General features: G+C 61.6%; 25 protein-coding genes and 2 tRNA genes. 17 read left to right on the top strand and 10 right to left on the bottom strand.

Annotation, left to right across the window (positions count from 1 at the left end; all coding sequences use genetic code 11):
- The first annotated feature begins 24 nt into the window (after positions 1–24).
- From tgt to map, 3 genes are read left to right on the top strand one after another with little or no spacing between them, the layout of a single operon-like run.
- Positions 25–1,152 (top strand): tRNA guanosine(34) transglycosylase Tgt, encoded by a 1,128-nt coding sequence (gene tgt / locus V8Z65_RS08940; protein WP_338723877.1) that lies wholly within the window; start codon positions 25–27, stop codon positions 1,150–1,152.
- 24 nt (positions 1,153–1,176) lie between these two features.
- Positions 1,177–2,817: a glucose-6-phosphate isomerase gene (pgi, locus tag V8Z65_RS08935; protein ID WP_338723876.1), complete on the top strand. Its 1,641-nt coding sequence runs from the start codon at positions 1,177–1,179 to the stop codon at positions 2,815–2,817.
- Between the two features lie 3 nt (positions 2,818–2,820).
- Positions 2,821–3,576: a type I methionyl aminopeptidase gene (gene map / locus V8Z65_RS08930; protein WP_338723875.1), complete on the top strand. Its 756-nt coding sequence runs from the start codon at positions 2,821–2,823 to the stop codon at positions 3,574–3,576.
- A gap of 114 nt (positions 3,577–3,690) precedes the next feature.
- On the opposite strand, the gene V8Z65_RS08925 is transcribed toward map, so the two are convergent.
- From V8Z65_RS08925 to V8Z65_RS08910, 4 genes are all read right to left on the bottom strand, one after another.
- Positions 3,691–4,218: a hypothetical protein gene (locus V8Z65_RS08925; RefSeq protein WP_338723874.1), complete on the bottom strand. Its 528-nt coding sequence runs from the start codon at positions 4,216–4,218 to the stop codon at positions 3,691–3,693.
- Positions 4,219–4,274: 56 nt separating this feature from the next.
- Entirely contained in the window at positions 4,275–4,499 is a 225-nt protein-coding gene (locus V8Z65_RS08920; protein WP_338723873.1) for a hypothetical protein, read from the bottom strand.
- A gap of 30 nt (positions 4,500–4,529) precedes the next feature.
- Positions 4,530–4,604, bottom strand: a tRNA-Lys gene (locus V8Z65_RS08915).
- Between the two features lie 130 nt (positions 4,605–4,734).
- Positions 4,735–5,535, bottom strand: coding sequence for a hypothetical protein (locus V8Z65_RS08910; RefSeq protein WP_338723872.1), 801 nt, complete (start codon positions 5,533–5,535; stop codon positions 4,735–4,737).
- A gap of 138 nt (positions 5,536–5,673) precedes the next feature.
- Between V8Z65_RS08910 and glmU the strand changes: the two genes are divergently transcribed.
- On the top strand, positions 5,674–7,026 hold the full coding sequence (gene glmU / locus V8Z65_RS08905; RefSeq protein ID WP_338723871.1) for a bifunctional UDP-N-acetylglucosamine diphosphorylase/glucosamine-1-phosphate N-acetyltransferase GlmU: 1,353 nt from the start codon (positions 5,674–5,676) through the stop codon (positions 7,024–7,026).
- Between the two features lies 1 nt (position 7,027).
- Positions 7,028–8,854 carry a glutamine--fructose-6-phosphate transaminase (isomerizing) gene (gene glmS, locus V8Z65_RS08900; protein ID WP_338723870.1) on the top strand — a complete coding sequence of 609 codons (1,827 nt, stop codon included), beginning with the start codon at positions 7,028–7,030 and terminating at the stop codon, positions 8,852–8,854.
- Between the two features lie 5 nt (positions 8,855–8,859).
- On the opposite strand, the gene recG is transcribed toward glmS, so the two are convergent.
- Positions 8,860–10,968, bottom strand: a complete 2,109-nt coding sequence (gene recG / locus V8Z65_RS08895; protein WP_338723869.1) for an ATP-dependent DNA helicase RecG — start codon at positions 10,966–10,968, stop codon at positions 8,860–8,862.
- A 143-nt stretch (positions 10,969–11,111) separates the two neighbouring features.
- Here recG and V8Z65_RS08890 point away from each other — a divergent pair, with 143 nt between their 5' ends.
- From V8Z65_RS08890 to V8Z65_RS08875, 4 genes are all read left to right on the top strand, one after another.
- Complete coding sequence (locus tag V8Z65_RS08890) at positions 11,112–11,270, top strand: hypothetical protein (RefSeq protein ID WP_338723868.1); 159 nt, start codon at positions 11,112–11,114, stop codon at positions 11,268–11,270.
- Between the two features lie 90 nt (positions 11,271–11,360).
- Entirely contained in the window at positions 11,361–11,639 is a 279-nt protein-coding gene (locus V8Z65_RS08885) for a succinate dehydrogenase assembly factor 2 (RefSeq protein WP_338723867.1), read from the top strand.
- A complete protein-coding gene (gene mfd, locus V8Z65_RS08880) occupies positions 11,636–15,124 on the top strand; it encodes a transcription-repair coupling factor (RefSeq protein WP_338723865.1) in 3,489 nt (1,162 codons plus the stop codon). Before V8Z65_RS08885 ends, mfd begins: the two co-directional genes overlap by 4 nt.
- A gap of 144 nt (positions 15,125–15,268) precedes the next feature.
- A complete protein-coding gene (locus V8Z65_RS08875) occupies positions 15,269–16,000 on the top strand; it encodes an invasion associated locus B family protein (protein ID WP_338723863.1) in 732 nt (243 codons plus the stop codon).
- Between the two features lie 57 nt (positions 16,001–16,057).
- On the opposite strand, the gene V8Z65_RS08870 is transcribed toward V8Z65_RS08875, so the two are convergent.
- The 3 genes from V8Z65_RS08870 to V8Z65_RS08860 are packed head-to-tail and all read right to left on the bottom strand — an operon-like array spanning position 16,058 to position 18,140.
- Complete coding sequence (locus V8Z65_RS08870) at positions 16,058–17,218, bottom strand: FAD-dependent monooxygenase (RefSeq protein WP_338723862.1); 1,161 nt, start codon at positions 17,216–17,218, stop codon at positions 16,058–16,060.
- Positions 17,215–17,688 (bottom strand): DUF6691 family protein, encoded by a 474-nt coding sequence (locus V8Z65_RS08865; protein ID WP_338723861.1) that lies wholly within the window; start codon positions 17,686–17,688, stop codon positions 17,215–17,217. The genes V8Z65_RS08870 and V8Z65_RS08865 overlap by 4 nt, the downstream gene beginning before the upstream one ends.
- The gene (locus V8Z65_RS08860) at positions 17,688–18,140 is read right to left on the bottom strand and encodes a YeeE/YedE family protein (RefSeq protein ID WP_338723860.1); all 453 of its coding nucleotides are present in this window, start codon (positions 18,138–18,140) and stop codon (positions 17,688–17,690) included. The genes V8Z65_RS08865 and V8Z65_RS08860 overlap by 1 nt, the downstream gene beginning before the upstream one ends.
- A gap of 266 nt (positions 18,141–18,406) precedes the next feature.
- Here V8Z65_RS08860 and V8Z65_RS08855 point away from each other — a divergent pair, with 266 nt between their 5' ends.
- The 8 genes from V8Z65_RS08855 to V8Z65_RS08820 all read left to right on the top strand — a co-directional run bounded on the left by V8Z65_RS08855 (position 18,407) and on the right by V8Z65_RS08820 (position 23,667).
- Complete coding sequence (locus V8Z65_RS08855) at positions 18,407–19,351, top strand: TerC family protein (RefSeq protein WP_338723858.1); 945 nt, start codon at positions 18,407–18,409, stop codon at positions 19,349–19,351.
- Entirely contained in the window at positions 19,348–20,319 is a 972-nt protein-coding gene (locus tag V8Z65_RS08850; RefSeq protein WP_338723857.1) for a quinone oxidoreductase, read from the top strand. Before V8Z65_RS08855 ends, V8Z65_RS08850 begins: the two co-directional genes overlap by 4 nt.
- A 59-nt stretch (positions 20,320–20,378) precedes the next feature.
- Positions 20,379–20,468 (top strand) — tRNA-Ser (locus tag V8Z65_RS08845).
- A 19-nt stretch (positions 20,469–20,487) separates the two neighbouring features.
- Complete coding sequence (locus V8Z65_RS08840; RefSeq protein ID WP_338723855.1) at positions 20,488–20,724, top strand: hypothetical protein; 237 nt, start codon at positions 20,488–20,490, stop codon at positions 20,722–20,724.
- Between the two features lie 291 nt (positions 20,725–21,015).
- Positions 21,016–21,192 (top strand): hypothetical protein, encoded by a 177-nt coding sequence (locus V8Z65_RS08835; protein ID WP_297112524.1) that lies wholly within the window; start codon positions 21,016–21,018, stop codon positions 21,190–21,192.
- Between the two features lie 116 nt (positions 21,193–21,308).
- A complete protein-coding gene (locus V8Z65_RS08830; protein ID WP_338723854.1) occupies positions 21,309–21,995 on the top strand; it encodes a carboxyltransferase domain-containing protein in 687 nt (228 codons plus the stop codon).
- Positions 21,992–22,900 carry a biotin-dependent carboxyltransferase family protein gene (locus V8Z65_RS08825; protein ID WP_338723853.1) on the top strand — a complete coding sequence of 303 codons (909 nt, stop codon included), beginning with the start codon at positions 21,992–21,994 and terminating at the stop codon, positions 22,898–22,900. Before V8Z65_RS08830 ends, V8Z65_RS08825 begins: the two co-directional genes overlap by 4 nt.
- Positions 22,897–23,667 carry a 5-oxoprolinase subunit PxpA gene (locus tag V8Z65_RS08820; RefSeq protein ID WP_338723851.1) on the top strand — a complete coding sequence of 257 codons (771 nt, stop codon included), beginning with the start codon at positions 22,897–22,899 and terminating at the stop codon, positions 23,665–23,667. Before V8Z65_RS08825 ends, V8Z65_RS08820 begins: the two co-directional genes overlap by 4 nt.
- Before the next feature lie 214 nt (positions 23,668–23,881).
- Here V8Z65_RS08820 and V8Z65_RS08815 read toward each other — a convergent pair whose 3' ends face one another.
- Together V8Z65_RS08815 and V8Z65_RS08810 are read right to left on the bottom strand one after the other, a co-directional pair.
- On the bottom strand, positions 23,882–24,637 hold the full coding sequence (locus tag V8Z65_RS08815) for an ABC transporter ATP-binding protein (protein WP_338723992.1): 756 nt from the start codon (positions 24,635–24,637) through the stop codon (positions 23,882–23,884).
- A gap of 14 nt (positions 24,638–24,651) precedes the next feature.
- Positions 24,652–25,416, bottom strand: coding sequence for an ABC transporter ATP-binding protein (locus V8Z65_RS08810; RefSeq protein ID WP_338723850.1), 765 nt, complete (start codon positions 25,414–25,416; stop codon positions 24,652–24,654).
- Between the last annotated feature and the right edge of the window lie 2 nt (positions 25,417–25,418).

Below are 25,418 nucleotides of genomic sequence, written 5' to 3'. Positions count from 1 at the left end.
TGGAAACGCTTTAGAACCCGCGCCATGAAGCAAGTCACTTTCTCCCTCCTTGCCACTGACGGCATGGCCCGTCGCGGCCGCATCGATACGCCGCGCGGCGAAATCAATACCCCCGCCTTCATGCCGGTGGGGACCGCCGGAACCGTCAAAGCCATGTATCCCGAGCAGGTGCGCGAAACCGGCGCCGATATATTGCTTGGAAATACCTATCACCTGATGCTGAGACCGGGCGCGGAGCGTGTGGCAGCGCTGGGCGGTTTGCACGATTTCATGGATTGGCAGCGGCCGATCCTGACCGACAGCGGCGGGTTTCAGGTCATGTCGCTGGCCAAGCTCAGAAAGCTCACCGAGAAGGGTGTGACCTTCAAGTCGCATATCGACGGGTCGAGCCATGAACTGACGCCGGAGCGGTCCATCGAGATCCAGACGCTATTGGACAGCGACATCATCATGCAGCTCGACGAGTGCATTGCGCTGCCGGCCGAGCGCAAGGAGATGGAGCGGGCGATGGAGCTCTCCATTCGCTGGGCCGACCGTTCCAAGACGGCATTCAACAACCAGCAAAACCGGGCGCTGTTCGGCATTGTGCAGGGCGGCGACGATGCCGAATTGCGTGGCCGCTCAGCGGCTGGTTTGAAGAATATCGGCTTTGACGGCTATGCCGTGGGCGGGCTGGCCGTGGGTGAGCCGCAGGAGGTCATGTTCCGGGTTCTTTCCGAGATTACGCCTGAACTGCCGACCGATCGGCCGCGCTATCTGATGGGCGTCGGCAAGCCGGACGATATTCTGGGCGGGATCGAGCGCGGCATCGACATGTTCGACTGCGTGCATCCCACGCGGGCTGGTCGGCATGGGCATGCCTATACGCGGTTTGGCGTCATCAACCTGAAAAATGCCCGGCATAAGGACGATCACCGTCCTCTGGATGAGCAATCGCCCAACCCCAATTGCCGCCGTTGGAGCCGGGCCTATCTGCACCATCTGGTTCGAACAGAAGAGATTTTGGGCGCCATGGTGCTTTCGCAGATCAACCTGGCCTATTATCAGGAGCTGACCGAGGGCGCGCGCACTGCCATTCAGGCGGGGCGGATGAATGATTTTGCGGCAGAGACACGAGCGGCCTGGGCCGCAGGCGATCTGCCGGTTCTCTAAAAGATTTCTCAGAGGAACAAGACTATGGCCAAGGGCGAACGTGGCGACGTGCTCAATCCGCTGATGAAGCAGCGCAAGCGTCTGAGCGACATCACGATGCGCGAGATGTTCGCGCAAGACCCGAACCGCTTCCAGCGTTTTTCAGCGACTGGCGCCGATATCCTGCTCGACTATTCCAAGAACCGGATCGATGAGGACGCGATGGCGGCCTTGTTCGAGCTGGCGCGCGCGGCTGGTGTCGAAAAGCGCCGTACCCAGATGTGCGAAGGCGAGCATATCAACATCACCGAAGATCGCGCCGTGATGCATATGGCGCTGCGCTATCAAGGCGATCGACCGGTCGAGGTGGATGGCCAGGACGTGATGCCCGATGTGCGGGCGGTGCTCGAGGCCATCGAGGCCTATACCAATGCGGTGCGCAGTGGCGAAATTCGCGGCCATGGTGGCGAGCAGTTCACCGACGTAGTCAATATCGGCATTGGTGGATCGGATCTTGGTCCAGCCATGGTGACGCTGGCGCTGGAACCCTATACCCGCGCTGATCTGCGCGCCCACTACGTCTCCAATGTCGACGGCGCGCATATCCATGACGTGCTGAAGCGCCTCGATCCGAAGAAGACGCTTTTCATCGTCGCCTCGAAGACCTTTACCACCGACGAGACCATGACCAATGCCAATTCGGCGCGGGCATGGATCGCCGAGGCTCTTGGCGAAGAGGCAATACCCAACCATTTTGCGGCGGTGTCGACCAATCTTGAGGCCTGCGCCAAGTTCGGCATTCGCGAAGACCGGATTTTCGGGTTCTGGGACTGGGTGGGCGGCCGCTATTCGGTGTGGTCGGCCATCGGACTGCCCATTGCCATGGCGGTCGGTTACGACAATTTCGCCAAGTTCCTGGCTGGCGCCGACGCCATGGACCGGCATTTCCTCGAAACGCCGCTGGAGCGCAATCTGCCGGTGATCATGGCGCTGATCGGCGTGTGGTATCGCAATGCCTGGGGGTTTTCGACCCATGCCGTGCTGCCCTATGACCAGCGCCTTTCCCGCTTTGCCGCCTATCTCCAGCAGCAGGACATGGAATCGAACGGCAAATCGGTGACGCTCAATGGCAAGAAGGTCGAGTGGCCGACGGGACCGATCGTCTGGGGCGAACCGGGCACTAATGGGCAGCATGCCTTCTATCAGCTGATCCACCAGGGCACAGATGTTATTCCCTGCGATTTTCTGATTGCTGCGCGGCCCCATGAGAGCCTGCCGCCGCATCACGACAAGCTGGTGGCCAATGTGCTGGCGCAATCCGAGGCGCTGATGCTGGGCAAGACCAAGGATGAGGTCGTGGCCGAGCTCAAGGCTCAGGGGCTTGAGAAAGACCAGATCAAGGCGCTGGCTCCGCACAAGGTGTTTCCGGGCAATCGTCCATCCAACACTTTGTTCTACAAGCAATTGACCCCGGAAGTGCTCGGCTCGCTGATTGCGCTCTATGAGCACAAGGTGTTCGTGCAGGGCGTGATCTGGAACGTCAATTCCTACGATCAGTGGGGCGTGGAGCTGGGCAAGCAACTTGCCAAAGCGCTGCTGCCCAAGGTCAAGGGCGAAGAGAGCGGGGAAGGGCATGACGCCTCCACCCAGGGCCTGTTGGGCTATTACCTCGCCAATAAGGCCTGACGCTTGATTATCACGACTGACGAGCAGCTTGAAAAGCTCAAGGATATCGGCCGCATCTGTGCCATGGCCCGAGAGGCCATGGCAGCGGCCATGCGGCCAGGCATGACGACGCTGGAACTGGACGAGATCGGGGCGAAATTTCTGGCGGAGCATGGTGCGGAGTCGGCGCCGATCCTGACCTACGAGTTTCCGGGGGCCACCTGCATTTCGGTCAATGAGGAAATCGCCCATGGCATTCCGGGAGACCGGGTGCTGCGCGATGGCGATCTGGTCAATATCGATGTGTCGGCGGCCAAGAATGGCGTTTTTGCCGATTGTGGGGCTTCCTATATTCTCGGCAAGGGCGATCCGCGGCTGGAAAAACTCTGTCGGGACGGCAAGAAGGCGATGTGGGCCGGCATCAATGCGGTCAAGGCCGGCGCGCCTTTGGCGGATATCGGCATGGCGATTGGCAAGGTGGCCAAGAAGGGTGGCTATACGCTGATCCGAAACCTGGCCAGCCACGGCGTGGGCGACAGCCTGCATGACGAGCCGGGTGAGGTGCCGACCTGGCCGGACCGGTCCGAGCGGCGGAAAATCGGCAATGGGCTGGTGTTCACCATTGAGCCCTTCCTGTCTCTGGGCGGACAGATGGCCGAGCAGATGTATGAAGACGACGAATGGACGCTGACGGCCGAACCATTGGCTCCAACGGTGCAGTACGAGCACACCATTGTGGCCACGCCGCGTGGTGCGGTGGTGGTGACCCTGACGGGGTAGCGCGGGCGCCTAGAGCCATATCCATTTCGATTCAATCGACATGGATATGGCTCTAAGTCCTTGTATCGTCGCGTGATCGAACCGCAAAAGTCTGCAACTTTTGCTGATCACGCTCTAGAGCCAGACCAGAAGGAGCGGGCCGAGCACGATCAGGCCAATACCCACGGCATAGCGCAAATTGCCCAAGCGCCGCAGCGCGGGGACGCTGAGAAGGGTCGACAGGATCAGAAATCCAATCAGGCCGACCAGCGCCGGCAACAGCGGATTGAGATTGAGCGCGGTGCTTTCCGTCAGTTGCAGATAGACCATGTGGCCGCCGGCAAAGCCAAGCAGGGCCATGATGACCACCGTCACCGCCTTGGAGGTGATGAGCAGGGCCATGTCGATGGTGTTGCTGGTGAGCAGGAGGGCGATGCCCGATCCGGTAACATGCACGGCGGCGAGGGTGGCGAAGACACCACTGCCCGTCAGCACCGGGACAAGCTCGGGTGGTGCGTTAAGTGGCAGCGAACCCACCATGGGCAGGTTGGCACCATATTTGGCCAGCAGCAGAATGCCGTAGAGCATGACCAGCGTGCTGCCCGCAAAGACCAGCAAAGTCACTGCCAGGACCTTCAAGAGGTCCGTCGTCTCCTGAGACATGTCTACCCCCAAAACGCGAAATGTTTACCGCCGATAGTACGGCATGGCGCTGATTCTCAAACGGGAATGCGTCGGCCATGGCCGGAGAGGCGGGTTTGCGTCATGCGCGAAGACGGCATGTGCCCACGGTGAATGCGGATGGGCTTGCGGAGCTCTTCGGAGAGCTCGAAGGCGTCGGCCCGGTTGTCGAGCTCGGCATAGGGGTCTGGGTCTATGCAGGTCTGGGGCATGGCCGGAACCGAGGAACAAAGCATGGTGCCCGTCATCAAGGGCGTCGCCACGGCGATATCATGAAACTGGGTCGAGAAAAGTGGTACGCCGGGAGGGGGTCGAACCCTCGACCATTCGATTAAAAGTCGAATGCTCTACCACTGAGCTACCGGCGCCTACATTTGGTGTCGCGCTACCAAGAAGGAGAGACGGTCTTCTCTCGTCCAGGGAACGCTCCGGGGAACGCCGTTCGGCGTCGCGGCGGAACATAGCCGGACTTGTCCGCCTGTCAACCGAATTTGACCCTTAGCGTGACATGTCCAGGGGAGTACCTGAAAATGGCATAGGCATGCAGGCAATGGAAACCCGCTCAAAACGCTCGCACAGGGCCCGGGCTTCGGCCAATTGCTCAATGGGGCCGACAACGATGCGTTTGTTCTCGCCATTGGCCTGGTCGACCACCAGGGGAGAGAGACCGAATAATAGCGGGCCGAGTTTGAGTGTCAGGTCGCTCCAGAGCGCCGGGGTCTGCTCGAAAGGCACGGCGGCGCCAACGGCGATGCCATAGGCGTTCTCATTGGGCATGGCCATGGCGGAGGTTTGCTGGGTCGGCACCAGGGCGGGCAGGGGTTGGTTCACACCCTCGGGGGCGGAGGCCTGGGGCAATGCAGACTGACGCACGGAAACCGAGCCGCCGTCGGCATCGAAGGTCAGAGTTTGATTTTCGCCGATGGATGCGGTGACCGTGGAGCGGTCGACAAGCGGGCCATTGGGCAGGTTCTCGAGAATCTGCGGCACTGTCGTCTCCAGCGCGCCGACGCGACGCGTGATGTCGTTGCCGGAGCGTTCCTGCATGGAGAAACGGCTAACCAGCAGTTCGTTTTCCCGCTTGAGGCGCGTCGTTTCCTGGCGCAAATCGGACACTTGCTGGCGCAGCGTTTCGATCGAGGCGCCGGCCACGCGTGGCTGGTGGAGCCCGCCAATGATACTCTGGGGCACCAGAAGCGCGACATTGGAGCCAAACACCGCCAAGGCAACACTGACCAATGCGACAATGCCCCAAAGCGTCACGTCGGATTGCCGGAATTGTTCGGATGCTTTAGCCAAGCGAGGACCCTCTGGAACGCCCGAATCGCCGGGGATGTCGGGCTAGAGTGGTCCCAATGTTAGCGGTTCGCCAACTCTTGGCTGCCACAAATTTGTGAAAATGCCGGAAGAATTTCCGGTGCGATCTGGGAAAGTGACATGGCCGAACTGCTTTCGATCATTCTGGCGGCAGGCGAGGGGACGCGGATGAAGTCCGCTTTGCCTAAAGTGCTGCATCCAGTCGGAGGTCTGCCGATCATCGGGCATGTGGCGCGCGCGGCGCGGGAGGCGGGCTCGACGCGGGTTGCGCTCGTTACCGGGCCGAGACACGACGGCATCCGCTCGGCGGTCTCGGCGCTGGACGCGGGCGTCGAGCATTTCGAACAGAAAGAAGCGCGCGGCACCGGTCATGCGGCGGCGCAAGCGCGCGCCCTGTTCGAGGTGCATGAGGGGTATATCGCTGTTGTTTATGGCGACCATCCCCTGCTGCGCGGCGCAAATTTCCGGGCGGTACTAGACAGGTTGGATGCCGGGCTCGATGTGGCAATTCTCGGGTTTGAGCCGAAGGACCCAAGCGGGTATGGGCGCTTTATCACTGAAGGCGAGCGCCTCCTGGCCATCAGAGAACACAAGGACGCAAGCGAGGCCGAACGCGCCATCGGCCTTTGCAATGCCTGTATTCTGGCGTTTCGTGCCGAAGTGTTCCGCGATCTGATCGACCGCATCGATACCAATAATGCGCAGGGCGAATACTATCTGACCGATCTCGTCGGGCTCGCCAACTCGGCAGGCAAGAAGGTTGGTTTCGGACTGGCGCCAGAAAACGACGTGATGGGCGTCAATGACCGCAGTCAGTTGGCCCGCGCAGAAGCTATTTTTCAGCAGAACCGGCGCGAAGACGCGATGAAGGCCGGTGTAACCCTGCGCGACCCGCAGAGCGTGTGGTTTTCCTGGGATACCGAGATCGGGCGGGACGTGACGATTTTCCCCAATGTGGTCTTCGGGCCCGGCGTGAAAATAGCAGACAATGTCGAGATCCGCGCATTTTGCGACATTGAAGATGCGGTGATTGGCGAAGGCGCCTCCATTGGGCCGTTCGCGCGCATTCGTGGTGGGGCGGAACTTGGGCCCGAAGTGCATCTGGGCAATTTCGTCGAGGTCAAGAAAAGCAAGATTGGGGCTGGCACCAAGGCAGGGCATCTGAGCTATCTGGGCGATGCCGAAATCGGGGCCAGAACCAATATTGGCGCGGGTACGATTACCTGTAACTACGACGGCGTGAACAAGGACAAGACGATCATCGGCGACAATGTCTTTATCGGCTCCAATGCATCGCTGGTGGCGCCGGTCTCGATCGGGGACGGGGCCTATACGGCTTCGGGCAGCGTGATCACCGAAGATGTGCCAGCCGATGCGCTGGCTCTGGGCCGGGCGCGGCAGGAGAACAAGCCGGGCTATGCACCAAAGCTGAGGGAACGTGCCCTGGCCAAGAAGGCGGCGAAAGGAAAATAACATGTGCGGTATCGTTGGGATTGTCGGCGATGCGCCAGTTGCCGGGCGGTTGGTGGATGCGCTGAAGCGCCTTGAATATCGCGGCTATGACAGCGCAGGCGTGGCGACGCTGGAGGACGGCGCCATCGCTCGCCGTCGCGCCGAAGGCAAGTTGGGCAATCTGGCCAGCAAGCTGGGCATGGAGCCGCTCGATGGGCATATCGGCATCGGCCACACCCGCTGGGCCACGCATGGGGCGCCGACCGAGACCAATGCGCATCCGCATGCGACCGAGCGCGTGGCCATCGTCCACAACGGTATTATCGAGAATTTCCGCGAGCTGTTGGAGGACCTGGCCAAGGACGGCTATCGGCCGCAGACACAAACGGACACGGAATCGGTCGCCCTCTGGGTGACGCGGGAGCTGGACAATGGCGCCGAACCCGAACTGGCGGTGGCCCGGACGCTAAAGAAGCTCAAGGGCGCATTTGCACTGGCCTTCATGTTCAAGGGCGAAACTGGGCTGTTGATTGCGGCGAGGCATGGTGCGCCGCTGGCGGTGGGCTATGGCACGACCGAGATGTATCTGGGGTCTGACGCCATGGCGCTCGCTCCTTTTACGTCGCGCTTGACCTATCTGGAGGATGGCGACTGGGCCGTGATTACGCCGCATGGCGTGACCATTCGGGATGGCAAGGATGTGCTGGTCGAGCGGGAGCAGATGGTATCCCAGGCCTCGGCGCTCTTGGTCGATAAAGGCAATCATCGCCATTTCATGGCCAAGGAAATTTACGAACAGCCCGAGACCATTTCGCACACGCTCAGCCATTACGTGGATATGGGGGCAGAAAAGGTGGCGATCCGTGAGGCTATGCCTTTCGATTTCGCAGATCTGTCGCGCCTGACCATGAGCGCCTGCGGCACAGCCTACTACGCGGGCGCGGTGGCGAAATACTGGTTCGAGCGGTATGCGCGCCTGCCAGTGGATATCGATGTGGCCAGTGAGTTCCGCTACCGCGAGCCGCCCCTGGAAAAGGGTGGGTTATCGCTGTTCATTTCGCAGTCGGGCGAAACGGCGGATACGCTGGCCGCGCTGCGCTATTGCGCCGGGCAAGGGCAGCATGTGGCCAGCCTGGTCAATACGGTGGAATCGACGATTGCGCGGGAATCCGGTGTGGTGTTCCCGATCCTGTGCGGACCGGAAATTGGCGTTGCATCGACCAAGGCGCTGACGGCGCAATTGACGGCACTGGCGAGCCTTGCCATCGCCGCGGGCCGGGCGCGGGGCGTGCTCAGCGCCGAGCAGGAAGTGGAACTGGTGCGGGCGTTGACCGCCTTGCCCTCGGCGGTTTCAGCGGCCCTTGGTGCCGAGAGCCAGATTATGGAGATATCCAAGCGGCTCTCGAAGGCCAAGGACGTGCTCTATCTGGGACGGGGAGCGATGTTCCCGGTGGCCATGGAGGGTGCGCTAAAGCTAAAGGAAATCAGCTATATCCATGCAGAAGGTTATGCAGCAGGTGAGCTGAAGCATGGCCCGATCGCGCTGGTGGACGAGGCCATGCCGGTGATCGTGGTGGCGCCTTCGGACGAGCTGGTCGACAAGACGCTGTCGAATATGCAGGAAGTGGCCGCGCGCGGTGGCAAGATCATTCTGATCACCGATGAGGAGGGCGCGGAGAGCGTTGGCCATGGCGTGGCGGATATAGTCAAGATTCCGCATGTGCATAGCTTCGTCGCGCCGATCCTGGCGACGATCCCGGTGCAATTGCTGGCCTATCATACGGCCGTATTCATGGGCACGGATGTGGACCAGCCGCGTAATCTCGCCAAATCGGTGACGGTGGAGTAGCGGCTTTATCCCGCGCGGATGAGCGGGATCGCCAGGTCCTTGCGGAACAGGTAGAGCAGGGTGCGGACGGCATCGCCTTCGGGTCCGGTGAGGCCGGGATTGCGGGTAAGCAGATCCTTGGCCTCGTCATGCGCGAATTCGAGCAGGTGGCGGTGAACGTCCGGGACGGCGAGGCGGTAGCCGGGCATGCCCGACTGCCTTGTGCCCAGGACGTCACCCTGGCCGCGCAGTTCGAGATCGCGTTCGGCGATCTCGAAACCGTCTTCAGTGGATTTGATGGTGTCCAGACGCGCCTTGGCAGTTTCAGAGAGCGGGTCCTTATAGAGCAGCAAGCAGGCCGAGCGTTGTGAGCCTCGGCCGACGCGGCCACGGAGCTGGTGGAGCTGTGCCAGGCCAAAACGCTCGGCATGCTCGATGATCATGATGGTGGCATTGGGGACGTCGACGCCGACCTCGATGACAGTAGTGGCAACGAGTAGCTTGATTTCGTTGGCCTTGAAGCGCTGCATGACTTCTTGCTTGGCAGCAGCGGACATGCGGCCGTGAACCAAGGCAACCTGGTCGCCATAGGCCTTTTTGAGTTCGTTGAAGCGATCTTCGGCGGAGACGACTTCGAGCGTCTCGCTTTCCTCGACCAGCGGGCAGACCCAATAGGCCTGTGCGCCTTCGGCCAGGCGTGTGTGCAAGCGCGCGACCACGCGGGCATAGTCGTTGATCGACATGACTGCGGTATCGATGGGCTGCCGCCCGCGCGGCTTTTCCTTGAGCACGCTGACCGCCATGTCACCGAAATGGGTGAGGACCAGGGTGCGCGGGATGGGCGTGGCGGTCATGACCAAGAGGTCGGTGTGGCGGCCTTTATCGGAGAGGGCGAGGCGCTGGTGCACGCCGAAGCGGTGCTGCTCGTCAACGACGGTGAGGCCGAGATCGTGAAAGGCAATATCGGACTGGAAGAGGGCATGGGTGCCCACGGCGATGGCGATAGAGCCGTTGGCCAGACCGGACAAGATGGCGCGGCGCTCGGCGGCAGGCATCTTGCCGGTAAGAAGAGCGCAGGTGAGGCCGGCGGCCTGGCAGAGGGGCTGAATGGTTCGGAAATGCTGAGAGGCCAGTAGTTCGGTGGGGGCCATGAGGGCGGATTGCGCACCGCTCTCGGCCATGGCGGCCATGGCCATGAGCGCAACGACCGTCTTGCCCGAGCCAACGTCGCCTTGCAGCAAACGGGACATGCGGTCGGGTGCAGTCAGATCGGTTCGTATTTCCGCCAAGGCCTGTTTTTGCCCGTCCGTCAGGGCGAAGGGCAGGGCGGCGGCGAGGCGCTGTGTGATCTTATTGGTGAACTGGCGGGCAACGCCGCGGGCCGAAACCATGCTGGAGCGAATGAGCTGCAGGGTAATCTGGCCGGCGAGATATTCGTCATAGGCCAGACGCTGGCGGGCCGGGGACCAGAGCTGGGCCTGATCGGGATTTTCCGGGAGGTGAACCGCATGCATGGCGTCGGAAAAGCCGGGCCATTTCCGGGTGCGCACAGTTTCCGGTGCTATCCATTCGGGCAGGTCGGGGACGGCGTCGACCGCCTGGCGAATGAGCTTTGCCAGTGCCTTGGAACTGAGGCCATTGGTTAGCGGGTAGACAGGCTCGACCAGCGGCAGGGTAGCAAATTTATCCGGTTCCACAATGTAGTCGGGATGGGTGATCTGTTTCTCGCCATTGAAAAAACCGATCTGGCCGGAGACGAAGCGCTCTTCGCCAATGGGCAGAGCACGTTCCACCCAACCGCCTTGTGCCCGGAAAAAGACCAGTTGAATCTCGCCGGTCTCGTCATGAGCGAAAACGCGATGCGGGACATGGGGCTTGCCGCGCGGTGGCGGCTGGTGGCGGTCTATGTGCAGGCGTAGCGTGACGATCTGATTGAGATAGGCCTCGGCAATCCCGACCTGACGGCGCCGGTCGACGATGCCCGTGGGCATGTGCATGAGCACATCGAGGACAATTGCCTCCTGCCCGTCCGGCGCTCCGAAATATCGCGTGAGCAGAGCGGCCAGCTTGTCGCCCACACCCTTGATGGCGTGCAGGGAGGCAAAGAGCGGCTGTAAGTTCTGCGGTCGCGACACGATCTAACCTGGCGGACGTTTTGTTGGTGGCGATATCCGGCCCGGCAAATCGTAAAGGACGGAATCGGGGATAGGTACAATTTCCGGTTCGAGATCCAGATCACGTTAAAGCTTAAGGCAGCTTATGCGGTTCTGGAGGGGCTATGGACCGCGTTTACACCTTTTTGTTGTCGATCGGGATGTCGAAACCAGTCCTGGACTGGCTGTTGCGGCGACGTCTCCTGATTCTGGTGCTGCTGGGCGCACTGGCGTGGCTGCCGGTCATTGTGCTGATCCAATTGTTCGCGCATGTGGGCGGATGACGGCTCGGCCCGGTCAAGGGCTGACAAAGGTCATTGTTCCGCGTAAGAGACATGTCCAAATCGGGAACAAATTTCAATCATGGGTGTCGCATGACGGCCGGTGAAGACATTGCTATTCGGCGCAAGCGCCTGCGCTACCGGGCCTGGCATCGCGGCACCAAGGAAATGGACCTGATCCTGGGACCATTTGCGGATGCCAATGTCGAGCGATTCGACACCGGCCAACTCGACCGCCTGGAAGCCCTGATGGACGAGGAAGACCCGCCGCTGCTCAAATGGGTGATGCGGCAGGAAGAGCCCCCGGCACATGTGGACGGCGACTTCCTGAACCTGGTGATTGCCGACCATCAGGCCCGGATCGAGAAATGAACGAGATGAGAGGGGTCGCGCCACAGGTGCGCACCATTTCCAACGTACCTGATGGCATGCAGCCGATGGTGCTGGCTCAATTGGTGGAGCAGCGCCTGAAGGACGCCCCCAAAGACGCGGCCAGCCTGGTTTTCGTGGCGCGCGACGGGCGGCGCATGCTGCGCATGGCCGAGATACTCGGTGCCATCCTGCCCGGCCATACTATACTGACGCTGCCAGCATGGGACTGCCTGCCATATGATCGCGTCTCGCCCAATAATGTGACCATCGCGGCGCGCATGAACGCTTTGGCGGCGCTGACAAGCGGCGGCAGCGGGGCGGTGGTTCTGACCGCGGTCAATGCCCTGATCCAGAAACTGCCGCCGCGCGACCTGGTCGAAACCATGAGTTTTTCGGCTGCGGTGGGCCGGGTGGTGGATAGCGACAAACTGGTCGCCTGGGCGGCGAATAATGGCTATCTGCGCGTGCCGACCGTGCGCGAGAGCGGCGAGTTCGCCGTGCGCGGCGGGTTGATCGATCTGTTCCCGGCCGGGGCGGAGGCGCCGCTGCGCTTCGACTTTTTCGGCAGCCAACTGGAATCGATCCGAACCTTCGATCCGGACAGCCAGCGCACCACGGGGACGCTCAAGCGGATCGATCTGACGCCGATGAGCGAAGTGGTGCTCAATGAAGAGACCATTCGCCGCTTCCGGCAGAATTATACGGCCGCTTTCGGCGGCAATACGGTGGATGACACGCTTTATGCCAGCGTGAGTGGCGGGTCGCGCTATTCGGGCACGGAGCACTGGCTGCCGTTCTTCTACGATCATATGGATCGGTTGGCCGACTATGTGGGCGACGCGCCCTTCGTGTTCGACGACCAGGTGGCCGAGGCTTTTGCGGAGCGGACCGAACAGATTCGGGACTATTATGATGCGCGCGAGGCGGCGCGGCTCGCGCCCACGGTCGCGGGGGCGGGGGCACCCTATAAGCCGATCAAACCCGAACTGCTCTATGACCTGGACGCATCGCCCGCGGACCTCGCGGGCGCATCGGTGGTGCGTCTCTCGCCATTTTTGTCGCCGGGCGCGGCCAGGGGCGATGATGCGGGCGGACATGTCGCGCCGAGCTTTGCGGCCGAGCGCGCCGCGGCAGATGTCAATCTGTTTCAGGCCGTGGTCGACAGGCTACTGGCGGAGCGGCGTGCAGGACGCCGGGCGATCATTGCCTGCTGGAGCGCGGGCACGCGTGACCGCATGGCGCAGGTTCTCAAAGACCATGGACTGACCAATCCGCGACTGGCGGAAAACTGGCGCGATGCAGAAACCACCAGCGCCGCCACAACATCGCTGGTGGTACTGCCGCTCGAAACCGGATTCGAGACCGAGAATCTGCTGGTTCTTACCGAGCAGGATATTCTGGGCGAACGCATTTTGCGTCCGCAGCGGCGCAAGAAGGCGTCCGACGCTCTGACCGAGGCGGCCAGCCTGAGTGCGGGCGACCTGGTTGTGCATGTCGACCATGGTATCGGGCGTTTTCTCGGCCTCAAGGTTATCGAGGCCGGAGGGGCGCCACATGAATGCGTCGAGCTGCAATATGCCGGCGACACCAAGCTTTATCTGCCGGTCGAAAATATCGAGCTTCTTACTCGCTACGGGTCCGACGATGCGTCTGTGACCCTCGACAAACTCGGCGGCGTGGCCTGGCAGGCCAAGAAGGGCAAACTCAAGAAGCGCATCCGCGACATGGCGGAGCAGCTCATCAAGCTGGCGGCGCAGCGCCTGCTCACCAAGGCGGATGTGGTGGACATCAATGCTGGCGCCTATGACGAGTTTGCGGCGCGCTTCCCTTATGAGGAGACCGAAGATCAGCTCAATGCCATAGAAGCGGTGTTCGACGACATCTCTTCGGGCAAGGTCATGGACCGGCTGGTTTGCGGCGATGTGGGCTTCGGCAAGACCGAGGTAGCGTTGCGCGCCGCCTTTGCCGTGGCGCTGAGCGGCAAGCAGGTGGCCGTAGTTGTGCCGACGACACTTCTGGCGCGCCAGCATTTCAAGACCTTCTCGGAACGCTTCAATGGCCTGCCGGTGCGAGTGCGGCACGCGTCGCGCATGGTGCCTGCAGCAGAGCTGAAGGCGACCAAGGAAGGGCTGGCCGACGGGCAGGTCGATATTGTGGTCGGCACCCATGCGCTGCTCAGTAAGTCGATCAAATTCAATGATCTCGGACTGTTGATCATCGACGAGGAACAACATTTCGGGGTGGGCCATAAAGAGCGCTTGAAGGAGCTCAAGGCCAATGTGCATGTGTTGACGCTGACGGCGACACCGATTCCGCGCACGCTGCAACTGGCGTTGACCGGGGTGCGCGACCTCTCGCTGCTTGCGACGCCACCGGTGGACCGCCTGGCGATCCGAACCTTCATTTCACCCTTCGACCCCCTCTCGATCCGCGAGGCGCTGCTGCGCGAGAAGTATCGCGGCGGGCAGAGCTTCTATGTGGTGCCGAGGATCAAGGATCAGCCCGATATTGCCGAATTCCTGCGACAGCAGGTGCCGGAGGTATCGTTTGTGGTGGCCAATGGGCAGATGGCGCCGGGCGAACTCGACGACATCATGAACGCCTTTTACGACAACAAATTCGACGTGCTGCTGGCGACGACAATTGTGGAATCGGGTCTCGATATTCCCAATGCAAATACGCTGATCGTGCATCGGGCCGACCAGTTCGGCCTAGCACAACTCTATCAGATCCGCGGCCGTATCGGGCGCGCAAAGCAGCGCGCCTACGCGCTGTTCACGGTGCCGCCTGACAAGAAATTGACCGACACGGCCGAGCGGCGGCTGGGCGTGTTGCAATCGCTCGAAAGCCTGGGTGCCGGGTTCCAGCTGGCTAGTCACGATCTCGATATTCGCGGGGCCGGCAACCTGTTGGGCGACGAGCAGTCGGGCCATATCCGCGAGGTCGGCTATGAGCTCTATCAGGCCATGCTGGAGGAGGCGGTCGCCAGCCTGAAATCGGGTGAGGAAGAGTACGAAGACCGCAACGAGTGGAGCCCGCAAATCTCGCTGGGCATGCCGGTGATGATTCCGGAACACTATGTGCCGGATCTGCAATTGCGCATGCAGCTTTACCGCAAGCTCGGTGATCTCAACGATGTGCGCGATATCGATGCGGCCGGCGCCGAACTGATCGACCGCTTTGGACCGCTGCCCGAAGAGGTCGAGGCGTTGCTCAAGGTGATCCTGGTCAAATCGCTCTGCCGCCAGGCCAATGTCGAGAAAGTCGATGCCGGTCCCAAGGGCGCGGTGATCAGCTTGCGCAATAATGAATTCCCCAATCCTGCCGGTTTGGTGAAGCTGGTGAGCGATCCGGGCAACCAGGTGCGGATCAAGCCTGATCAGAAACTTGTGTTCGCGCGCAACTGGCCTAGCGCCGAACAACGCCTGAAAGGGGCGGCGGCGATCCTCGCAAAGCTCGCAAAACTGGCCGAAACCGGGGTGTGAGTGGCGCGGCGTCAACGATGCCGCGCATAATGTTTTGGCAAGGGGCATCGGTCATGTTATTGCCCGATTTGCGCCCTTGAAGGGCAGTTCGAATTTCAAGGCGGCTATGACCGCCGGGACCGCCAAGGAAGGCAAGGACATTCTATGACTTTCAGGAAACCCCTCGTCGCCAGTGTTGCGGTGGCCGCGCTGATGCTGTCCCCGATGGCGAGCTTTGCGCAGGAAGCGACGACCGAGCAGCCGGCCGCCGAAGCGCCGGCGCCCGCAGATGGTTCAGCCACCCAGGACGTTGCAGAGGCCGTCGACAGTCTGGCCTCGCAAAACTGGCTCAAGGTTTGCGATCCGCTTCCCGATGGGCAGAAGGCCTGCCTGATGCGTCAGGTAGTGTTGGCCAATGGCCAGTTCCTGGGCTCATTCCTGCTGCGGGACGATCCGGGCCAGGAAAGCCGTCTATTGGCCGTGGCCGCCGTGCCGCTCGGGGTGTTGCTGCCTTTCGGGCTGACCTGGCAGATCGACAATGCCAAGCCGGTGCGCGTGCCCTATATGCTCTGCGATGTGCAGTCGTGTTCCACCCAGCTCGTGATCAACGAGCAGTATGTGAATTCGCTCAAGCGCGGCAATAAGCTGACTTTGACGGCCAAGAACCGGCAGAATCAGGATCTTTCGATCGAGATTAACCTGGCGGGCTTCACTGCCACCTATGACGGCGATGCGGCGCTGACATTCGAACAGTTGCAGCAGCAGGAGTCGGGCCAGAACGCGCTTGAGCAGGTGTTGCAGGACCGTGCCGAGCAGCTCCGTCAGGAGCTTTCGGGCGAGGGCACCGAGACCCCGGCCGCCGAAGACGCCCCGGCGGCAGACGCGCCGGCCCAATAGGGCACTGCAGATCGATCTTTATGAAAAGGGCGCGGGTAACCGCGCCTTTTGTAGTATTCAGCGTCCTTCGCCCATGCCCAGGGCAAAGGCTTGCCGGCGCAAAGGCGGCAGCAATTTGAGAGCCCATAGCCCACCGGCGCGCATAGCCTGGCTGGGCAGCATGTCAGCAAGCAGCGACCGGAAGAGCGCATCGACCATGCTGTTGGTGCGGATAAGGTCTCCTGAGCGCCGATTTGCATAGTCGAGGCTGACGCGCTCAGCCCAGTCGGATTGGCTGCGGTCGGCTTCGTTGACGGCCGATATCAGGTCGGCGACATCGCGCAAGCCCAGATTCAGCCCCTGCGCGCCAATGGGCGGGAAAGCGTGTGCGGCTTCTCCGACAAGGGCAATGCCGTTCTGGCCTGCGACCTCGACGGTCAATGTCGAAAGTGGGAAAACGAAGCTGGGCGAGGCCAGGGTGACGGTGCCGAACAGGTGTTGCGACTGGCTCTGGATCGCCGCCACCAGGGCTTCCGGTCCTTCGCCCTGGACTTGTCGGAGCCGGGAGGCTTCATCGATCCAGACCAGATTAGCTCTGGAGCCGCCCGCTGGAACGAGCGTAAACGGACCGTGAGGGTAGTGGAACTCAATGGAGGTTCCGCCAATCGGCCGCGCCAGTTCGAGGTCGCAAACCAGAGCGGCCTCGGCAAAATCATGTTCGCGCGTTCCGATCCGAGCGGCCGAGCGGATCAGTGATTTCTTTCCATCGGCGCCGACGATGAGGGGCGCGCGCAGCTCCGACGCATCGGCAAGTGTGACGATGCCCATGCCATCGTTGCGACGATAACCGGTAACGGCGGCGTTACGGATATCGAGGCCTGCCTCTGGTACGGCGGATTGAAAACGGGCCAGTAGAGCGGCGTTGCCAAAATTCCAGCCAAAGGCGTCCAGACCGACCTCATTGGCACCAAACAGCGTTTCGGGTGCGCGGATCAGGCGGTGCGTCGCGTCGATGATCCTGATCGCGGTCAGCGCATGGCCGATGTCGGCCGGCTCATCGATCAGCCCGGCATGACGCATGAAATCGACGCTGGGCATCATCAAGGCCGAAGTCCGCCGGTCTGGCGGTGCGGTGGGCGCCAGATGGATCACGGTCAAGTTGCGACGCGCCAAGGCAATGGCGGCGGCGGATCCGGCGAGGCCCCCGCCCACAACGATAATGTCGGCGTCCTGGCTCATGAGGCCGCGTCCGCGAGGCGGCGGCGATGACCGCTGGGCAGGATGAGGCTGCCGGCCAGGGAACCGGCAAACATGGCTATGAGAAAGAGCCAGAGACCGTCAGGCCGGAAGGCGACGAGGGAAATAGCGGGTCCCGGGCAGATGCCCGACATGCCCCAGCCAATGCCGAACAACGCGGCGCCGCCGACGAGCCGTCGATCGATCTTCTTGTATTCTGGCTCGTGGAATTCAACATCGAACAAGGGCGCTGTGCGACCGCGGCTGATGCGCACCGCGACAAACATGACCAGAATTGCCGGGACGATGACAAAAGCGAGACTGGGGTCCCAACCGCCAGTCGGGATAGCGGTGACATCGAGGAAGCGCAGGACCTTGAGAGGATCCACCATCTGAGAGACATAGAGGCCGGCGCCGAAAAGGGCGCCGCTCAGCGCGGCAGTGGCGAGATAGGGCAGGCGGAGAACGGCCATCAGACAATCCCCGTAAAGGTGACGGTGAGAATGGCGACCGAGAAGAAGACAAGGACGGCAACCAGCGATCGCAGCGACAGCCGCGCCAGGCCGCATACGCCATGGCCGGACGTGCAGCCATTGCCGATCTTGGTGCCGAAGCCGGTCAACAGGCCAGCCACGATCAGCCAGACGGGCATGGGGACCGACCAGGCCGCCGGCGACGCTGCGAGTTGCGCCGGTTCAACACCACCGACGCCGATTTGCGGGAAAGCCAATGCCGTCAGGGCCGTCGCGCCTATCAGGGCCGCGAGAAATACGATGCGCCAGACCACGGTCTGCGCTGGTGGCAGCAATTGGCCAAAAATGCCTGAAATGCCGGCTATGCGGCCATTGCCCAGCCAGAGGACGGAGGTGGCCAGGCCGATGAGCAGGCCGCCCAAAGTGGCGGTCAAGGGAGAGAAGTTGTCCATTTTTGGTCTCGCAACTGATTGTGACCAAGCGTAGCACCGGCCGGTATCGCCATACCAGCGGCGGCGCGAAACGGGCATTCGGTTTGATGACGCAGGGGCGGAAAATCCGCATTCCACAGCTTATCGAAAAGGATCGTATCTCCAAAACGTGTCGCGCGCTTTCAGATTCGCCTTTTGCACTCTAGTCTTGTCTTGCCGCTGTGTTCGCGCCGAAAGCCATGCCCCACATTGCCTCGATCCGCTGTATGCGGTGACTGGAGTACGAAATGCTCGACCTTCTTGCCGACCCCAATGTCTGGATCGCCTTTGCCACGCTTACGGTCATGGAAATCGTGCTGGGCATCGACAATATCGTCTTTATCTCGGTGCTTGTTTCGCGCCTGCCGCGCGACCAGGCCGAACTTGCACGCAAGCTGGGCATCGGGCTCGCCCTTGTGTTCCGCATCCTTCTGCTTTTGCTGATCAGCGTAATCGTGCAATTGCAGGATCCGGTATTCGAGGCATTCGGCCATGGCTTCTCGTGGAAGGACATCATCCTGATCGCGGGCGGCGGCTTCCTGATTTACAAGGCGACGCACGAAATGCACGCGGCCATCGAGGAGCCGCATGAGGTCGGGCTAGTTGAGGGTGCCAAGGCGGGTTTGCAGGCCGTTCTGGTGCAGATCGTGTTGATCGACATGGTGTTTTCCATCGATTCGATCATCACGGCTGTGGGCATGGTGCCGGCCGATCAGGTGTCGGTCATGATTGCCGCCGTGCTGGTAGCAGTGGCGGTGATGTTCTTTGCATCGGGCCCGATTGCCAAATTTGTCGCCGATCACCCAACGACAAAAATGCTAGCCTTGGCCTTTCTGTTGCTGATCGGGGTGACGCTGGTGGCCGATGGGCTCGGCTTCCATATCCCCAAGGGCTATATCTATTCGGCCATGGCCTTTTCGGTGCTGGTGGAGGCCATCAACATTTTTGCCAAGCGCCGTAAGGAACGGGCGGGCGGCGGGAAGGCCCATGGCGTGGAGTTCACGCCCTTTACCGGCGATACCGGCTCGGTATCAACGAGCGCGGCGATTGCGGCGATTGGTGGGGCCGCCCCGGTTGCGGTGAAACCGACCCTGGCCGAGGGCCCGCCCAAGCCGCGGACGAAATCCACCAATGCCAGGCGGGCGCAGTCACGACCCAAATCGGCGCCACGCAAGCCAAGGACACCCAAATGACCAAAGTCGTTGCCGTCAATGCCGTCGGCGGACCCGAAGCCTTGTCAATCGAGGATTGGCCTGTCGGAGCGCCGGGGCCCGGGCAGGTCCGCCTGCGCCAGACGGCAATCGGGCTCAACTTCGTGGATACCTATCAACGATCTGGCCTCTATCCGTTGCCGCTGCCATTTGTCGGCGGCAACGAGGCTGCGGGGGAGGTGGTGGCGGTCGGCGAGGGGGTGACCGAGGTAAAGGTCGGCGACCGCGTTTGCTATCAGGGAACGCCGGGCGCCTACGCCCAGGAGCGGCTTGCGCCGGCGGCAAAGCTGGTGCCCATTCCAGATGGCGTGGATGAGCGCGTGGCCGCCGCTATTCTCCTCAAGGGGCTTACTGCATTCTATCTGCTGTTCAAGACCTGGCCGGTGCAGGCCGGGCAAACCATTTTATGGCATGCCGCCGCCGGTGGAACCGGCCTTATCGCAACGCAGTGGGCGCGGGCGCTGGGGGCAATGGTGATCGGCACGGCAGGGGGGCCCGAAAAGGTGCAGAAGGCGCTCGATCATGGTTGCCACCATGTGATCGACTACAAAGTCGAGGATTTTCCGGCGCGGGTGAAGGAGATTACCGGCGGGCGGGGTGTCGACGTGGTCTATGACGGGGTCGGCAAGAGCACCTTTGATGGGTCGCTGGATTGCCTGCGCCCGCGCGGCCTGCTGGCCAGCTTCGGAAATGCGTCCGGCGTTGTCAGCATCCCTGACCTGGGCGTTTTGGCACGCAAGGGCTCGCTTTATGTGACGCGACCGACCGGAACGCACTATTTCATGCAGCGCGAGGACTTGCTGACGGGCGCGGCGGCCTTGTTCGGGGCGGTGCAGGCCGGCGATATCAAGGTGGATATTGGACGGACTTACCCGCTCGTCGAGGTGGCGGATGCCCATCGCGCCTTGGAGGCGCGGGAAACGACAGGCTCAGTCGTGCTCATACCTTAGCAATTGGGGTATTGTGGCCACTGGACAGGGCGCGCCGGCGCCGCTAAACGCACTGGCACGGGCAGGTGGCAGAGCGGTTGATTGCTCCGGTCTTGAAAACCGGCGAAGGTGCAAGCCTTCCGGGGGTTCGAATCCCTCCCTGCCCGCCACTTCATCGGGATCGCTGCAATGAGCCGCAAAGAATTTGACGCATCGCGCATGCGGCGCATGAAACGGGTGGCGGCCCGGCATGGCCTGACCATCCTGACGTCAGAGAAAATCAAGGTGCTGGGGCAACCCGGCGGGCATGCGGTGCGCGACGATGAGAGCTTCAAGATCGTCTATGGTGACGTGCCCAAGCCGTTTTCGGCGACCCTGGACGACATCGAGGCCTATCTCGAAAGGCTCGAGGACGAATCGTCCTGACGGCGCAAACGGGTCCGCGGCCCTTCAACGCGTTGCGAAGAATGGCTTTTCCGCAGTCTGCGACAGATTTGTGAAAGCGGGCGAAGCGTAAGCGAGGCTGACCTTGCGGGCAAGACCGGTTCTGCCGCGGCGCAGGACTTTCCGTTATTTAAGCGGTAACGGAATCGACGCACACTGATAATCGTAGGCTCGTCTGGAGCCAGTCTGGTTCCAGACTATTGTGGTCGCGGGCTTCTGCGGAAACCGTCTTCCTACTTCCGCATCCCGCTCCAGTGTGGAGGCGCGTTCCTCATGTTTACCCTGATCAACGCCGATGCCGACGAAGACGACGCCGAAATCACCGATCCCCAGGAAATTGCGGAGCTGTTTGCGGCCATAGCCGCCGTGGCCATTGAGGCCATTGGTGCCGGTCAAGCCCGCACTCTGTTCGAGGCGGTGGTTGAACAGGAGGGTCGTGACCCCAACTGAGCCATTGATCGCCTGTCCTAACCACAATGGCCCAGCGGCATTTTTGTCGCTGTGGGGCCGATCTGGCAACTGACCGCTTGACGGAATGCGGTTTCATCTGACCGACTGCATTCCCAATGGAAACGACACCAGTAGAGACCCCGCGCGGCAAAGATGGCCAATGGCGCACCGGACCTGAAATCGTGCCGCTTGGCGATCGCGCTTTGCTGGTCCGGTTTGGCAAAAATCTGGATGACGCGGCCAATAGGGCCGCGCTGATCCTTGCGGCCCGTCTGCGAGATGAGCCAATAGCCGGTGTCGTTGAGGTTGTGCCGAGCCTAGTATCGGTGCTGGTCCGATATGATCCCGGCCAAATCACGCCGATGCGATTGTCAGGCGAGTTGAGCCTAAGGTTGAATGGCCCTGGTCCGGTGGGTCAGGCAAGGACACATCGGATTGGAGTGCAATTCGATGGTCCGGACATTGCCGAGGTGGCCTCGGCTTTGGGTTTGCAGGTGGATGCCTTTATCGAGGCCCATAATTGCTCTGACCTGCGGGTGCTGACGACAGGTTTTGCGCCGGGCTTTGTCTATTGCGGTTTTCACGATGGCAGCCTTGTCGTGCCGCGCCGGGCGGAGGTTCGCCAACAGGTGCCGGCCGGAAGCGTCTTGTTTGCCGCGGGGCAGACGGCGATCACCGCGACAGATATCCCCACGGGCTGGCATGTCATCGGCCGGACGGACTTTCGGAATTTCGATCCCGCGCTTGATCCGCCGACACGGTTGCGTGCCGGCGACCACATTGCGTTTGAGGCGCTGCGATGAGCGCGAAATTGCGGATCGAGCGGGCAGGGCCGCTTTGCACAATTCAAGATGGCGGCCGCCAAGGCCTGCTCGCCCAAGGTATCAGTGCGTCGGGCCCAATGGATCGTGGGGCGCATGGTTTTGCCGGGCGTCTGGCTGGTGCCGACGATGGTGCTGGAATCGAGATGACCCGCGCGGGGCTGGACCTGCAGGTGGTCCTGGGCCGATTGACCCTTGGCTGGGCCGGAGGCGCCTTCCGGGTCCAGGTGAATGGCGAGGATCTGTCCTGGCCGGGCAGTGCCGATCTTGCCGAGGGCGACCGGTTGAGCATCACGCCAGGCCCGGCAGGCAATTACGGCTATCTGCGCTTTGACGGGTCCCTGGATTTGCCCAAGGTGCTGGGGAGCCGGTCGACAAATATGCGTGCAAAGCTGGGTGGCCTGGAGGGCCGGGCGCTTGTGGCTGGGGATGTTCTGGCATTTTCAGGACCCGCCGGACGGGCTGGTGCTGCGCAATTGGCACCCCATGAGCCCGGAGCGGGCCCTATTCGCTTTGTCTGGGGCATTCATGCCGAGAATTTTACGCCGGATGTCCGGCTCCGCTTTGACCATAGCGTGTTTCGTGTGACGCCAATGATGGACCGCATGGGCGTGCGGCTGGATGATGAGGCCGGCGTTTTTTCCGGAGCCAGCATTCTCTCGCTTGTCTCCGATCCGATCCTGGCGGGCGATATTCAGATATTGGGCGATGGCACGCCCATCGTGCTGATGCGGGACCACCAGCCAACTGGCGGCTATCCACGGATCGGCACGATTATTTCGGCCGATCTCGACCGCTTTGCCCAAATTCGCCCTGGTGAGGCTGTTGCCTTTACTCCGGTCAGCATAGAGCATGCGCAGCGCTTGTTGCGGAGCGACCAATCATGACGAGTATAGACCTCAATGCCGATCTGGGCGAAGGCATGGGCACTGACGACGACCTGCTGCAAGTCGTTTCGAGTGCATCAATAGCCTGCGGCGGGCATGCCGGCGATGCCGCTACGATCCGCCGCATTCTCAAGATCTGTAAGGCCCGAGGCATAAGAGCGGGCGCCCATCCCGGCTACGCAGACCCCAAACGCTTTGGCCGGTTCCGCGTGGTCATGCCGCTCGATCAATTGCTGGGTCAGATCCGGGGACAGCTATTTCTCGTGCGCCATATTGCCGATGAAGTCGGGGTGGCTCTGTCCTATGTGAAGCTACATGGGGCGCTGGCCAATCAGACGGCCGAAGAGCTGGCCTTTGCCGTGGGTATCTTCGGCAGTATTCAGGCAATGGATCCGGACATGGCGGTGCTGGCGCTGGACAATAGCCAGCAGGTGCGCGCCGCCAAGGCTGTCGGTCTTCCATTGATCCGCGAAGCCTATGCCGACCGGGCCTATACGCCCGATGGGCTGCTGGTTTCGCGCGTGGAAGAAGGGGCTGTCATCCACGATCCTGAGGCGGTTATCGAGCGCTGTCTGAGGCTGGCCAAAACGGGCGAAATCGTCGCTATCGATGGCAGCGTGCTGAAATCGTCAGCCCGGTCCATCTGCCTGCATGGCGACACGCCGGGTGCCGTCGATCTGGCCCGCGAAGTCCGCGCAGCGCTTGAGGGCGAGGGGATTAAGATTGCGCCAGCGACGCCGGAAACCGAGCGATCTGTCGAGCTTTAGCGCGCTATCGTCACGGGTTCGCTTTGGGGTCCCTAGCCAGGGGCATAGCCCGCGGGCATGAAAGGCGCAGCCGGCGCCGGACATCGAGATGTGTGGCCCGTAAAAGGACCCTGGGCTCCATGCGAGGGAGAGGGTGAGATCGGCAACATGCCTTAAATCATGGGCCCAGGGTAGGTCGTGCGGCCCTTAGGCCGGATGCGAGACGCTGGCAGCGCTAGATTGCCAGGTATTCGTGGCGGAGCTCGGTATTATCCAGAACTTCCTTGGCGGTCCCGGCAAAGGCGACTTCGCCGGTATCGAGAATGACGGCGCGATCGGCCAGCTTGAGTGCCGCCACGGCATTTTGCTCGACGATGATGGTGGTAATGCCAAGCGGCTTGATCGAATGGAGGATGCGCTCAATCTCATGGACGATGACGGGTGCAAGCCCCTCATAGGGCTCGTCGAGCAGCAGCAGTTTCAGGTCGCGGGCCAGGGCTCGGGCAATAGCGAGCATTTGCTGTTCGCCGCCCGACAGGGTGACGCCTTCCTGGGTGCGGCGCTCGGCCAGACGCGGGAAGCTTTCGTAAATCTGCTCGAGGCTCCAGCCATTACCGGGTGCGACCTTGGCAAGGGTGATATTTTCCTCCACGGTCAACCCCTGTATGATCCGGCGATCCTCGGGCACGAGCTGGATACCGGACCTGGCGGCCTGGTAACTGCTCATCTGGTGAATGGGCAGGCCGTCAAGCCAGATTTCTCCCTGGCGCATCTGCGGATTGTCGGTGCGGGCAATGGTGCGCAAGGTCGAGGTCTTGCCCGCGCCATTGCGACCGAGCAGGGCGAGAATTTCACCTTTGCGGATATCGAGCGAAACGCCCTGCACGATGTAGCTTTCGCCATAATAGGCGTGCATGTCGCGCACCGAAAAGAAGGGTCGGGTCGTTTCCAGTTCGGCGGCTGCGGTGCCGACGACGCTTTCAGTTTGCATGGCAACAGAACTCATCAGTGAGCTCCTCCGAGATAGGCTTCCTGAACCTTGGGATTGCCGCGGACTTCGTCCGGGGATCCATCGGCGATGATGCGGCCCTGGGCGAGCACGGATATTTTGTCGGCCAGCGAAAACACCACATGCATGTCATGCTCGATGATCACCTTGGTCATGCCACGCTCCTTGATCTTCTTGAGAAGCTCAATGGTGGTGTTGGTGTCGTGGCGGCTCATGCCGGCGGTCGGTTCGTCGAGCAACAGCAGGCGCGGGTGCTGAATCAGACACATGGCCAACTCCATCCGGCGCTTGTCGCCACGGCTGAGGCTGCCGGCATGCATATCGCGCCGATTGAGCATGCCAACATCTTCCAGCATGTGCTCGGCCTCCTGCCGGATGGTGGTCTCGCTGTCGAGCGAGCGGAGCATGTTGAGGGTGAAGGCGCCGTCGCGCTTGGCGAAAGCGGGGATCATCACATTCTGCAGGACCGATAGATCGCCGAAGATCTCCGGGGTCTGGAACACGCGGGCAATGCCGAGCTGGTTGATCTGATAGGGCTTACGGCCCGTCAGGATCGCGCCATCGAACACCACCTGACCGCTGGTTGGCGCCAGCTTGCCAATGATGACATTGAGCAGGGTCGATTTACCTGCGCCGTTGGGGCCGATGATCGCATGTGTCTTGCCTTCTTCGACCGCCAGGTCGATGTCGGCCAGAGCGTGCAATCCACCAAAGCGTTTGTGAACGTCCGCAACGTGAAGGACAATATTTGAATTTGCCATCT

It is taken from the genome of Devosia sp. XK-2 (assembly GCF_037113415.1).
Lineage (GTDB): Bacteria > Pseudomonadota > Alphaproteobacteria > Rhizobiales > Devosiaceae > Devosia.
The sequence above is the reverse complement of the archived record's forward strand: the minus strand, read 5'-3'. Positions and strand labels throughout refer to the sequence as shown.